9 protein-coding genes are annotated in these 12,363 nt (G+C 55.8%); 7 read left to right on the top strand and 2 right to left on the bottom strand.

The genetic code is table 11. From position 1 onward, the window contains the following. Positions 1 to 203 precede the first annotated feature (203 nt). The 6 genes from truA (at position 204) to K0J45_RS11740 (ending at position 7,681) form a co-directional block, all read left to right on the top strand. Positions 204 to 989 carry a tRNA pseudouridine(38-40) synthase TruA gene (gene truA, locus K0J45_RS11765; protein ID WP_220042702.1) on the top strand — a complete coding sequence of 262 codons (786 nt, stop codon included), beginning with the start codon at positions 204 to 206 and terminating at the stop codon, positions 987 to 989. A gap of 65 nt (positions 990 to 1,054) precedes the next feature. Then, on the top strand, positions 1,055 to 2,347 hold the full coding sequence (gene folC, locus K0J45_RS11760; RefSeq protein ID WP_220042701.1) for a bifunctional tetrahydrofolate synthase/dihydrofolate synthase: 1,293 nt from the start codon (positions 1,055 to 1,057) through the stop codon (positions 2,345 to 2,347). Beyond that, on the top strand, positions 2,348 to 3,067 hold the full coding sequence (gene dedD / locus K0J45_RS11755) for a cell division protein DedD (protein WP_220042700.1): 720 nt from the start codon (positions 2,348 to 2,350) through the stop codon (positions 3,065 to 3,067). It abuts the gene before it with no gap. 217 nt (positions 3,068 to 3,284) lie between these two features. Beyond that, the gene (locus tag K0J45_RS11750) at positions 3,285 to 3,773 is read left to right on the top strand and encodes a CvpA family protein (protein ID WP_011866100.1); all 489 of its coding nucleotides are present in this window, start codon (positions 3,285 to 3,287) and stop codon (positions 3,771 to 3,773) included. Positions 3,774 to 3,860: 87 nt separating this feature from the next. Further along, positions 3,861 to 5,375: an amidophosphoribosyltransferase gene (gene purF / locus K0J45_RS11745; RefSeq protein ID WP_220042699.1), complete on the top strand. Its 1,515-nt coding sequence runs from the start codon at positions 3,861 to 3,863 to the stop codon at positions 5,373 to 5,375. A 188-nt stretch (positions 5,376 to 5,563) separates the two neighbouring features. Then, complete coding sequence (locus tag K0J45_RS11740; RefSeq protein ID WP_220042698.1) at positions 5,564 to 7,681, top strand: methyl-accepting chemotaxis protein; 2,118 nt, start codon at positions 5,564 to 5,566, stop codon at positions 7,679 to 7,681. Positions 7,682 to 7,802: 121 nt separating this feature from the next. Here K0J45_RS11740 and K0J45_RS11735 read toward each other — a convergent pair whose 3' ends face one another. Then, on the bottom strand, positions 7,803 to 8,078 hold the full coding sequence (locus K0J45_RS11735; RefSeq protein WP_144204485.1) for a hypothetical protein: 276 nt from the start codon (positions 8,076 to 8,078) through the stop codon (positions 7,803 to 7,805). Positions 8,079 to 8,229: 151 nt separating this feature from the next. On the opposite strand from K0J45_RS11735, the gene K0J45_RS11730 reads away from it, so the two are divergent. Next, positions 8,230 to 10,230 carry a DNA topoisomerase III gene (locus tag K0J45_RS11730; RefSeq protein ID WP_220042697.1) on the top strand — a complete coding sequence of 667 codons (2,001 nt, stop codon included), beginning with the start codon at positions 8,230 to 8,232 and terminating at the stop codon, positions 10,228 to 10,230. Between the two features lie 91 nt (positions 10,231 to 10,321). Here the strand turns inward: K0J45_RS11730 and K0J45_RS11725 are convergent, their stop codons facing one another. Continuing rightward, positions 10,322 to 12,265: a glycoside hydrolase family 97 protein gene (locus tag K0J45_RS11725; RefSeq protein WP_220042696.1), complete on the bottom strand. Its 1,944-nt coding sequence runs from the start codon at positions 12,263 to 12,265 to the stop codon at positions 10,322 to 10,324. Positions 12,266 to 12,363 lie beyond the last annotated feature (98 nt).

The following is a 12,363-nucleotide window of genomic DNA, read 5'->3' as shown; positions in this document are numbered from 1 at the left end:
CGCCGTTTTTTTATGGCGGCGAGCCAGGTCGTTAACTATCGGGGTGGTTGACTCTCTACTTAACTCTCTACTTAACTCTTTACTTAACTATCCAGTTAACGCGCCATTTACTATCCAGTTAACACCTAGCTTGTGCTAGAATCCGCCGCCTAGCGAACAGATTTATTTAAACGTGAGTAATTAAACATGAGGACAGGTATTTCATGCGCGTAGCATTAGGTATCGAATATGATGGCAGCCGTTATTTTGGCTGGCAACGTCAGGCCGAGGTAGATTCGGTACAAGCCCAGCTCGAGAGAGCCCTATCTTTCGTTGCCAACGAACCTATTTCGATTCAGTGCGCCGGACGTACCGATGCAGGTGTTCATGCTACGGGGCAGGTGGTGCATTTCGAGACCAATGCCGTACGTAAAGAGAGTGCCTGGACCCTAGGGGTCAATGTTAACCTGCCGGATGATATCGCCGTGCGCTGGGCCAAGGATGTGGATGACGAGTTCCACGCCCGTTTTACCGCCACCGCCCGCCGTTATCGCTACATGATCTATAACCATCAGTTCAGACCCGGCATTCTCCGCTCTGGCGTGAGCCACTATCCGGGGCAGATAGATGAGAGCAAGATGCATGAGGCGGCCCAGTATCTGCTGGGTGAGCAGGACTTTACCAGCTTCCGCGCCATCCAGTGCCAGTCAAACACCCCGTTTCGCTGTGTTCACGAGGTCAATGTGACCCGCCAGGGCATGTATATCTGTGTCGACATCAAGGCCAACGCCTTCTTGCATCACATGGTGCGTAATATAGTCGGCTCCCTGCTCGAGGTGGGTTATGGTCGCCAACCCGTGAGCTGGATTAAGGAGCTGCTGGCGCTGAAGGATCGCACTCAGGCGGCGGCGACCGCCAAACCTAACGGTCTCTACTTGGTGGATGTGACCTATCCCGAGCACTATGCCCTGCCTAAACTGGCCCTGGGGCCACTGTTTATGCTCGACTAAACCTAAATAATCAAGATCCTGAACAACAACGACACTGAATAACAGAGAGTTAGAAAGATTCTGATATGACGCCTGTACCCAACGCACAATCCGGCCTCAATGACTGGCTGAATCACCTGATGGCAATTCATCCCACAGAGATAGATATGGGTCTTGGCCGCGTCGCGGCCGTCGCCAAGGTCATGGGGCTGGACAGCCTCGAGGGCACCAAGGTGGTGACCGTCGCCGGTACCAATGGCAAGGGAACTACCTGCGCCATGATAGAAGCCATCATGAGAGAAGCCGGCCAGCGCGTCGGAGTCTACAGCTCGCCTCACATGCTCAAATATAACGAGCGGGTACGCATCGATGGGGTAGATGCCAGCGATGAGGCGCTTATCGAGGCGTTTTGTGCCATAGATGCCGCGCGCGGCGACACCTCGCTGACCTTTTTCGAATATGCCACCCTGGCCGGACTCTACCTGTTTAAGCAGGCGAAGCTGGATCTCGTCTTACTCGAGGTGGGGCTGGGTGGACGCCTGGATGCCACCAACATTATCGATGCCGATATCGCGGTGATCACCGCCATCGATATCGACCATCAGGAATACCTGGGCGATACCCGGGAGTTGGTGGGCCGCGAGAAGGCGGGGATCATGCGCGCGGGCCGTCCCGCGGTGATTGGCGACCCAGATTTGCCGGTAAGCGTTGTTGAATACGCCGAGTCTATCGGCGCCAAGATGGTGCGGGTGAATCACGAATTTAGTTATCAAGCGAGCGAGACTGACTGGTGTTTTGAGCTAGGTGATATGCCTCAATCGTCTGTGCCCCAATTTTCATTGTCTGGCTTGCCACTGCCAACCTTACCCTTGGCTAATGCGGCAACCGCCCTGGCTGTGGTGCAGCTATTGCTGGCAGAACAGTTTGTGACAGAAGCGGCTCGCACATCTATCGCTGCCGGGCTAAGCGGGGCTAAGTTAACCGGTCGTCTGGAGGTGGTCAGCGAGCAGCCTAAGATCATCTTAGATGTGGCCCATAACCCCCATGCGGCGGCCTATCTGGCCCAGCGGCTCGAGGCTTACAAGGGGAAGCGTATCTTCGCCCTGTGCGGCATGTTAAAAGATAAGGATTGCCGCGCCGTGCTCGGCCTGCTCGAGGATCAAATCCACGCCTGGTATTTGACGGATCTTAACTGTGAGCGCAGCGCCAAAGCGCAGGACTTGCTCAGCTATCTGACTGGCGATAAAGCTGCCTATGGGTTTGCCTCGGTTGAGCAGGCATACCAGGCGTTAAAGCCAGAGATTGGCCAATCTGATGTGGTAATTGTGTTTGGCTCCTTTTACACTGTGGCAGAGTTTAAGCAATTGGACCTAAGTTAAATGCAGGTGGATGAAGTAGAAGTCAAACAAGAGAAGGTATCGAGCCAGTTTCAAAACCGTCTGGTGGGCATCATAGTCTTGGTGGCCCTGGGGGTGATCTTTTTGCCTGATATCTTAGATGGTAAGAAGCAGCATCAGGAAGAGCAGTTTGCCGAGATCCCACTGCGGCCCCAGGCCGAGTCCCGCCTCGATGAGCAGGAGAGTATTACGGCCATTGACCTGAGTGAGCAGCAGGCTCAGTTCGACAGCCAGGTGAACGCCCAGAATGATAGCGCGAGCCAAACTTCAGCCGAGCAGCAGGGGGCGAATGGTGACGCGGATGATAAGACAAGCGCGGCGAAAACGGACACCTCTAATGCCAACGTAGCTAAAACCAGCGAGCCTAAAATCAGTGAAGCTAAAACCAGTGAAGCTAAGCAAACCCCAGCGAAAGTCACGCAAGCTAAGGCAACTGAATCTAAGGTTGAGGTCGCAAGCTCAGCCTATACCCTGCAACTGGGTAGCTTTAAGAATGCCGAGAATGTGAACGCCCTGGTTAAACGTCTGCGAGGCGAGGGCTACCGTGCCTATACGGTGCCGCAAAAGCCGGTGGATGGTCAGCTGACTAAGGTGTTTGTCGGCCCGGATATCTCCAAGAGCAAGCTACAGAAGCTGCAGACCAAGCTGGATAAGTTTACCGGCCTTAAGTCCGCGGTGGTCGACTATAATCCGCTGCTCTAACTCACAGCTCTGATTTGCCGTTATCACTTCCAAACGCCCAGGCTTTGTCCTGGGCGTTTTTGTCTGCGCTACAGGGTGAAAATAGCCTCAAGTCAGAACTCAGTGTCCGTAATTGCGGATAAACTAAATCACTTTTAAATCAGCTAGGGGGTGAGAATGTCTTCAGTCTCTGGTAAAATCCCGCCGTCTTAATGCTAATGCTGGATCACCTTATTCAATGGTTTGGATCGATTATGCCATTATTGCGGTCATCGCAATCTCGACTTTAATTAGTCTGCTTCGTGGTTTCGTTAAGGAAGCCATGTCACTCGTGGTCTGGTTTGCCGCCTTCTTCGTGGCGAGTCAATTTTATGAAGATCTCGCCGTCTACCTTACCCAGATGCAAGATGAAATGGTGCGTAACGGTATCGCCATCGCCATCCTGTTCATCTCGACCCTTATTCTCGGCGCCTTAGTCAATTACCTTATCGGCCAACTTGTGGTCAAGACAGGCCTGTCTGGCACAGACAGGGTGTTGGGCCTCTGTTTTGGTGCCCTGCGCGGTGCACTCATCGTTAGCGCGATACTCTTTTTCCTGGACGCCTTTACCGGGGCGCCCAAGACAGACTGGTGGGCCAGCTCGCAACTGGTTCCCGAATTCGGAGTGGTTATCCAGTGGTTCTTTGACTACGTGGAAAACACCTCAAGCTTTGTACCTAAAATATAAGAATGCGTAAGCATAGGCGTGCCTTAACCTCAGGTCATGGCCGCAGATAATAATTATCAGAACATCTTAAAATGAGGAAACCTACCCATGTGTGGTATCGTCGGAATAGTTGGCCGAACATCGGTTAATCAGACAATCTATGATGCACTCACAGTGCTACAGCATCGTGGCCAAGACGCCGCGGGCATTGTCACCGTTGATGGCAATGCGTTTAGATTGCGTAAGGCCAATGGTCTGGTAAAAGACGTATTTGAACCTAAGCATATGCAGCGCCTGCAGGGCACCGCCGGCATAGGTCACGTGCGTTACCCAACTGCGGGTAGCTCGAGCGCGTCTGAGGCGCAACCTTTCTATGTTAACTCTCCTTTCGGGATCTCTCTGGCGCACAACGGCAACCTGACCAACACGGTCGAGCTGCACGAGCGTCTGGTGAAGCAACGTCGTCACGTTAACACCACCTCAGATTCTGAAGTCCTGCTTAACCTGTTGGCCGACGAGCTGCAACACACCAAGAGCCAGTACCTCACTGCCGACGAGGTGTTTGAGGCGGTCACTAAGGTACACGAGCTGACACGCGGCGCCTACGCCGTGGCGGCGATGATCATCGGCCAGGGTCTGGTGGCGTTTCGTGACCCTTACGGCATCCGTCCACTGGTACTGGGTAAGAACGAGACAGAGCAGGGCACCGAATATATGGTGGCCTCTGAGAGCGTGGCCCTTGATGCCGTAGGCTTCGAGACGGTACGTGATGTCGCTCCAGGCGAAGCCATCTATATCTCGTTAGATGGTCAGCTCTATACCCGTCAGTGTGCCCAGTCGCCAAGCTATTCACCTTGTATCTTCGAATACGTTTACTTCGCCCGCCCAGACTCCACCATCGACAAGGTGTCTGTCTACGGCAGCCGCGTCAACATGGGTACCATGTTGGGTGAGAAGATTAAGAAAGAGTGGGAAGATCACGATATCGACGTGGTGATCCCAATCCCTGAAACCTCATGCGATATCGCCCTAGAGATCGCCCGTAACCTGGACCTGCCATACCGTCAGGGCTTCGTGAAGAACCGTTACATCGGCCGTACCTTCATCATGCCGGGTCAGCAGGAGCGTAAGAAGTCGGTTCGCCGCAAGCTAAACGCCATCAACGCTGAGTTTAAGGGCAAGAATGTGCTGCTGGTGGATGACTCTATCGTGCGCGGTACTACCTCTGAGCAGATCATCGAGATGGCCCGCGAAGCCGGTGCCAAGAAGGTTTACTTCGCCTCGGCGGCCCCTGAGATCCGTTTCCCTAACGTCTATGGTATCGACATGCCAACCTCGAGTGAGTTGATTGCCCACGGTCGCGACGCGGAAGAGATCAACAAGCTGATTGGTGCCGATGGCATCATCTTCCAGGACCTGCAAGATCTTATTGAAGCCGTACGTCAGGAGAACCCAGATATCAAACGTTTCGAGACTTCGGTATTCGACGGTAACTATATTACCAACGACGTGGATCAGGCCTATCTGGATCACCTGACCCAGCTGCGTAATGACGATGCCAAGGCCAATCGCATCAAGGATATCGGCACTAACTTAGAGCTACATAACGTCTGTCATCCCTAAGGGATAGCACATGCGTCAGCTAAAAACCGACCCCTAGAGGTCGGTTTTTTTATGGGGCATTTTGCTACATCTCTTACCCTGCAAGGCTAATTAAATACCTGATAGCATGGTGTTTTAATGCTTTAGTGCTATGTTTAATGAGTGAAAGTATTAAGCCTCAAGCCTGCCGTCATCCCTAGGAGTGATAAATGAAACACTTGTCCATCAGTACTAAGTTGCTTTGGATCACCTCAGCGCTGTTTTTGATCATAGTCGCCATCCTCTCCTTCAGCCTCTGGTGGTCGCTCAGCGATAAAAACGCGCAACTGGCGGGCCAGGTGCAAGGTGCGCTGCATGATGAAACTCGCCAGCGCCTCAGTGCCCGGGCCGGTGAGTATGGCGAGCGGGTGGCGGGTTTTATCAACGAGGCCTATCGGATCCCCTTTTCGTTTGCCGGCATGATAGAGCAGAGCGCCGCTAGCCAGCCGCTATCGAGGGAAGGGGTAGAGGAGTCGGTGGCCGGCGTGCTGCGAAAAAACAGTCAGCTCTCTTCTATGTATGCCCAGTTTGAGCCCAACGGCTACGATGGCCGCGACGGCGACTATACCCAGAAGATCAGTCACAGCGTACCCGAGGTGGGTACCCTGGAGATCTATTACACCCGCAGCGATGATGGCAGCGTCGAGCATCAGCAGGTGGATGACGCCAGCGAGAAGTATGATGCCACTCTCAAGGAGTTTGGCGTGCGCGAGGCCGAATGGTACCTGTGCGCCAAGGATACTAAGCAGCCCTGTCTGATGGAGCCCTACCTGTATGAGATCAGCCCAGGCAACACGGCGCTGATGACCTCCTTAACCGTGCCTGTGGTGGTGGGCGGCAGCTTTCGCGGCGTAATTGGCGTGGATGTTAATCTGCCTGTGTTTCAGAAGCTGATCGACGAGCTCTCCGCCAGCCTGTATCAGGGCAAGGCCAAGGTGACCCTGCTGAGCCAGAAGGGTTTAGTGGTGGCGGCCAGCCACTATGATAAGAAGGCGCGTCCACTGGGCGAGTCTATCGCCCCGTCGCTCGCCAGTCAGTTGACTGGGCTGCATCGCCAGGGCGGTTATCTGGAGCAGGGGGATAACATCATAGTTGCCTATCCTATCGAGATCCCGCTCGCCAAGGCGCAGTGGTCGTTGGTAATTGAGGTGGCCAAGGCCGACGCCTATCAGGCGGCGAATGCCATGGATAAGGCGATGTCTGCCATGGCCAGCTCTCTGGGCAGCCTGCTGCTGATCGTAGGCGTCATCGTTTCGCTGATTGCCGTGGTTACCATTAGCCTAGTGATCCGCTCTATTGTCGCGCCGCTGAAGGTGATTCAGAGCCGGGTGGAGAACTTAGCCAGCGCCGAAGGGGATCTGACCCAGCAGGTCACAGTGGAGTCCCATGCCGAACTCATCGCCCTGGGCGGTGGCATCAACGGCTTTATCAATAAGTTGAGGCTGTTGATCGGCGAGCTTAAGGAGCTGGCGTCACGCTCGCAGGCCGAGAGTCAGGTGGCGGCGGAGATAGCTCAGCAGACCCACAACAGCGTCAATCGTCAGTACAGTGATATCGAGAGTGTGGTAACCGCAGTTAATGAGATGAGCGCCACCGCGCTCGAGGTGGCCAAGGCGTCTGAGCAGACGGCGTCGGAAACCGAGGCGATGACCCTCAACGTCAAGGCAGGTGAAGACAGCCTGAGCCAGGCCATGAGCTATGTGACTCATATGTCTCAAGAATCCCTGCTGGCCAAGGAGGCCGTGGGTAAGGTGGCGGAAAGCAGCACCAACATCAGCAAGATCCTCGAGGTGATCAGCGCCATCGCCGAGCAGACCAATCTGCTGGCACTTAACGCCGCCATCGAGGCCGCCCGCGCCGGTGAACAAGGCCGGGGCTTCGCCGTGGTCGCCGATGAGGTGCGCGCGCTGGCCTCCAAGACCCAGAGTTCGACCGATGAGATAGGCAAGTTGATCGAGGCGCTGCAGCGCGAGGTCAACAGTGCCTCGCAGATCATCGACCAAGGGGTGGATGGTGCTCAGCGCGCCGTGGCCCAGACAGAGTCGGCCCTGAGTTCACTCAACACCATAGTGAATCAAATTCAGGAGGTCTCCAGCCAGGTGACCCATATCGCCACCGCGGCCGAGGAGCAGAGTGCCGTCACCGAAGAGGTCAGCCGTAACATCACAGGCATCTCAGATTCCGCCTCCGAGCTGGCGAGACTCGCCGACGAGGCCCAGCAGAGCAGTGCCAGCCTGGCGGGCCTTGTAGAGCAACAGCACCAGCAGCTGGGCAAGTTAAAGACCTAAAATGTCTTGGCATTGTGATAGGGCGTCTCCTGGGAGGCGCCTTTTTTGTGGCCAGATGGCAGCCGCATCGAATGCACGGCAGAGCTAAGTTTAGCTTATAGAGGCAAGCGCAGGTTAGCGATCACACCGGCATGAGCAACCCCTGGCTTACCCATACCATTAGCCAGAGGCCGAAGAGTAGTCCAAGGGCCGGTCTATGGTGTGCGCCATGGCGGGCGAGGGCAAACAGGGTGCCGGCGCAGCTTAACAACAGCAGCAGGCTAAATTGCACCAGAGGATCCAGGCGCCAGGGAAAGAGGGAGGATGACAGCGAGAGTAACAGCAGCGCCGTCGTCATCAGCGTGGCGTAAATCAGTAGGCGTTCGGGTCGTTGTGGGGTCTTGAGTCGTGTGTGCATATCGGCCTCCGTGAATAGCCCTTAGACTAGCTCTTAGTGAGAATTGTTCTCAACTAAATTTACAAGTAAGCATGAGATCGCCTTTCCTATTTGCGCCAAGGCCGCGAGTGGTTTAAAGTTACTGTTAATTTATACAGTAATTGATGTCAGCATGATCCTATACATAGCAGAGAAACCCAGTCTTGGGCGGGCAATCGCCGATGTGTTACCTAAACCCCACAAGAAGGGCGAGGGCTATATCACGGCGGCCAATGGCGACACCGTCTCCTGGTGCATAGGCCACCTGCTGGAGCAGGCCGAGCCCGACAGCTATGATCCTGCCTTTAAGTCCTGGTCGTTCGACCACCTGCCCATAGTGCCGCAGCAGTGGAAGATGACCCCTAAGAGCAAGACACGGGGACAGCTCAGCGTACTGAGAAAATTGGTCAAGCAGGCCAGTCAGTTGGTGAACGCCGGGGATCCTGACCGTGAAGGTCAGCTGCTGGTGGATGAGGTGATCGCCTATCTGGGGGTCAAGGGCGACAAGCTAGAACAGACCCAGCGCCTGCTGGTGAGCGACCTCAACCCTCAGGCTGTCAAACGCGCCCTAGGGCAGCTGCGTAGCAACCGTGAGTTTATCCCCCTGTCGACCTCGGCCTTGGCGCGCTCCCGTGCCGACTGGCTCTATGGCATGAACATGACCCGCGCCTATACGCTGCAGGGGCGTAAGGTGGGCTATCAGGGGGTGCTCTCAGTCGGTCGGGTGCAGACGCCACTCTTAGGCCTGGTGGTGCGCCGCGATGAGGCCATTGAGAATTTCGTCAGCAAGCCTTTCTATGAGGTGCTGGCCAATCTCTATACCCAAGAACAAGCGCATTTTAAGGCCAAGTGGCAGCCTAGTGAGGCCTGTCAGCCCTACATGGATGAGGAGGGGCGTGTGCTGTCGCGGCGTCTGGCGGAAAACGTAGTGGGACGGATCACAGAGCAAGCTGCCAAGGTGACGGATCTGCAGGCCAAAGATAAGCAGCAGGGACAACCCTTACCCTATAACCTGTCGTCGCTGCAGATAGATGCGGCGAAGCGATTCGGCATGAGCGCCAAGACGGTGCTCGATACCTGTCAGTCACTGTATGAGAAACATAAGCTGATCACCTATCCGCGCTCTGACAGCCGTTATCTGCCCAAGGAGCAGCTGGCCCTGGCCCCCAGGGTAATCGATGCCGTACTCAAGGGGGCAGGCGAACTCACGGCCCAGTGCCCCGCGCCGGATCTTAAGATAGTCTCCAAGGCCTGGAACGATGCCAAGGTGGATGCCCACCACGCCATAGTGCCTACCGAGAAGGTGGCCAACCTGAGCGCCCTGAGCCAGGCCGAGAAACAGATCTACCTGCAACTGGCCCGTCAATATCTGGCGCAGTTTTACCCCGTCTATCGTTATCATGAGACTCAGGTTGAGGTGGAGATCGCCGGCGGCCATTTTCACACCAAGGCCAAACAGGAGATCGCCCTAGGCTGGAAGCAACTGTTCCCTAAGCGTAGCGATGACAAGACCGACGGCGAGGGCGACGAGGCGCTGGCCCAGCTGCCGCCGCTACATAAGGGTCAGATGCTGCACTCTGGCCAGGGAGAGCTTATCGAGAAGCAGACCCAGCCTCCCAAGGCCTTTACCGATGCCACCCTGCTGAGCGCCATGACGGGGATCAGCCGCTACGTGACCAACCCTGAGATCCGTAAGATCCTCAAGGAAACCGACGGCCTGGGGACAGAGGCGACCCGCGCCGGGATCATCGAGTTGCTGTTCAAGCGTGGCTTTCTGACGCGCCAGGGAAAGTCTATCGTCTCGACCCCAGTAGGTCGCGGCCTCATCAATAGCCTACCCGAATCTGCCACCACGCCTGATATGACGGCGTTGTGGGAGAGTCACCTTGACGCCATCAGCCGTAAAGAGGCCAAGTACCTGAGCTTCATGGCGCCGCTAGTCGAGTCGCTCAATGGGCTTATCATGCAGGCCGGTGCCCAGCTGCCCAAGGCCTTGCAAGGGGTTGAGGCGCCTAAGCGTTCGTTTAAGAAGCGTGGCTACGGCAATCGACGCGGCGGGGCGACAGCTGCCAAAGGCAAGGCTAGCGGGGCGAAAAAGACTGCAACTAGAGCCGCGGCTAAGGCAAAGGTCTAAATAAGAGGCTAAGCAAGGTCATAACTCTGAGCATAGGCAAGGGCCTGAACGCATGGAAGCTTAAGCAACTCAGACCCTTGGGGTGGGGCGTTTAACGCTTGATCAGCTGTATGGCATAGCCGCCGTTGGCCGCCATGTTGAGATCTAGGCTGTCGCCCTTGATAACGGTTTTCTTAATCAGCTTATAGTCTTCGGCGAAGTTACCCGCGTTGATGCCATCTTGCAGCAGCTGCATCTCATACTCACCATCTCCCAGAAAGTCCAGGTTGATCTGCTGGCTTCTCGCCTGGGTATTGGTCATGGCGCCGATGTACCAGTTATCACCTGCGCGGCGCGCTATGGTGAAATACTCGCCTATGCTGGCATGCAGCACCTTGAAGTCATCCCATACCGTAGGAATGGCGGCGATGAAGCGCGGGATCTCAGGCTCGGCCCGGTAGCTGGTGGGGGTGTCGGCGAGCATCTGCAGCGGGCTCTCGTAGATCACATACATGGCGATCTGTTGCGCCCGGGTGGTCAGGCTCATGGGACGAGACCAGACCTTGTTGAAGTTCTTCTGCTGGGCATTGGCCATGGCGCCCGGGGTGTAATCCAGCGGGCCCGCTATCATACGGATGAAGGGCAGATGCAGGTTGTGGGTCGAGGTCACCTCAGACCATTTGTTGTTTTCCAGTCCCCTGACTCCCTCGCGGGTCATCACGTTGGGGTAGGTTCTGTGGATCCCAGCAGGTTTGTAGGCGCCGTGGAAGTTGACCATCAGCTTGTACTTGGCGGCCATGGCGGCGGCGCGCCAGTAGAAATCTACCCGCTTGATGCTATCGCTGTCCATGAAGTCTATCTTGACGCCGTTGATCCCCCATTTGGCGTAGAGCTTAAACGCCTCTTCCAGGTTCTTGTCCAGCGCCGAGTAGGGTACCCAGAGCTGCACTCCGACGCCCTTTTCCTTGGCACGGGCGATGATCGCCTGCATGTCTATGCCTGGCAGCACGGTGAGTACATCTTCCTGTGATGACCAGCCATCGTCGATAAGGATGTTTTCGATGCCAAAGTCGGCGGCAAAATCGGCGTAGTATTGGTAGGTCTCTGTGTTGATCCCCGCCTTGAAGTCGACCCCCTTGAGGTTGTTCTCGTTATACCAGTCCCAGGCGATCTTGCCGGGTTTGATCCAGGAGGTGTCTTCGATGCGTGACGGCTCGGCCAGGGTGTAGCTCATCTGGTTGTCGAGCAGCTCACCGTCGCTGCGGGCGATGGCCAGGATGCGCCAGGGATAGCTGCGAGACTTGCTTACTATGCCAAAGTCCTTTGTGTACTGCTCATCTTTATCCAACTCGAATGGATGCACGCCATAGACATTGCCATCGCCCTTGCCCCTTAGCCAGAGGCCGGGATAGCTCTGCAGATCTGTCTCGGTCAGCAACACATTGACGCCATTGACCACAAACAGGGCCGGCAGGCTACCCAGCTCCTCCTTGTCTATCCCCTTGGCGGCGATGGGGGTGAATCTGGGCTGGGTGGCGCTGGCAAACTTCTTCTCGAAGGGGAAGTAGGCGAAGGCGCCTTTGGCGAAGTTAAACTCGGCCTGTTCAGAGGTGAGGGCGCTCTTACCAGATTGCTGGGCGCTGAAACGATAGGCGACCCCCTCATCGAAGGCGCGAAACTCCACCCTGTAGTTATCTTTGAAACTCAGGCTCAACTGGTTGTAATGGTTGTCTATCTTGGCGGTACGCACCTTGATAACCGGGGTGAGCTGCTCTGAGATGGCGCTGCGCTTGACCTCAACCACTTGAGGCGACTTTCCGAGCGCCGTGCCATCGGCAAAGGTCATGGCGATGTGTGATGGGGCCAGGATGGTCTGGCCGTCGACGCTGACGCGGTAGCTGAGCTGCTCCTCGGCGATGACATCGACCAAGATACTGCCATCCGGGGAGCTGAGTTGATAGGTCTCGCCCATGGCCAGTGCGCTGGGAAGCGTTAGCACTCCTGCCAACATCAGCTGCTTATACGCCTGGGGCGCCGTCAAAAAACGCTGCAACATGTTTCATTACTCCTGATTCATACGGGGAAATTCCCGAAGGTAAGTCATTGAAGCATGTCGATTGACGCCCGGGCGCATGAAAACGGGGCTAATGTTTC

The sequence above is a fragment of the Shewanella alkalitolerans genome, assembly GCF_019457575.1.
GTDB classification, from domain to species: Bacteria; Pseudomonadota; Gammaproteobacteria; order Enterobacterales; family Shewanellaceae; genus Shewanella; species Shewanella loihica.
Note: the sequence above shows the minus strand (reverse complement) of the source record. Positions and strands in the feature narration are given on the sequence as shown.

What these genes read in the sequence shown, in the direction of transcription:
- K0J45_RS11740 (WP_220042698.1), top strand. Translation starts at nt 5,564, where the DNA reads ATGAAACACTTGTCCATCAGTACTAAGTTGCTTTGGATCACCTCAGCG.
- truA (WP_220042702.1), top strand. Translation starts at nt 204, where the DNA reads ATGCGCGTAGCATTAGGTATCGAATATGATGGCAGCCGTTATTTTGGC.
- purF (WP_220042699.1), top strand. Translation starts at nt 3,861, where the DNA reads ATGTGTGGTATCGTCGGAATAGTTGGCCGAACATCGGTTAATCAGACA.
- folC (WP_220042701.1), top strand. Translation starts at nt 1,055, where the DNA reads ATGACGCCTGTACCCAACGCACAATCCGGCCTCAATGACTGGCTGAAT.
- K0J45_RS11735 (WP_144204485.1), bottom strand. Translation starts at nt 8,078, where the DNA reads ATGCACACACGACTCAAGACCCCACAACGACCCGAACGCCTACTGATT.
- K0J45_RS11730 (WP_220042697.1), top strand. Translation starts at nt 8,230, where the DNA reads ATGATCCTATACATAGCAGAGAAACCCAGTCTTGGGCGGGCAATCGCC.
- dedD (WP_220042700.1), top strand. Translation starts at nt 2,348, where the DNA reads ATGCAGGTGGATGAAGTAGAAGTCAAACAAGAGAAGGTATCGAGCCAG.
- K0J45_RS11750 (WP_011866100.1), top strand. Translation starts at nt 3,285, where the DNA reads ATGGTTTGGATCGATTATGCCATTATTGCGGTCATCGCAATCTCGACT.
- K0J45_RS11725 (WP_220042696.1), bottom strand. Translation starts at nt 12,265, where the DNA reads ATGTTGCAGCGTTTTTTGACGGCGCCCCAGGCGTATAAGCAGCTGATG.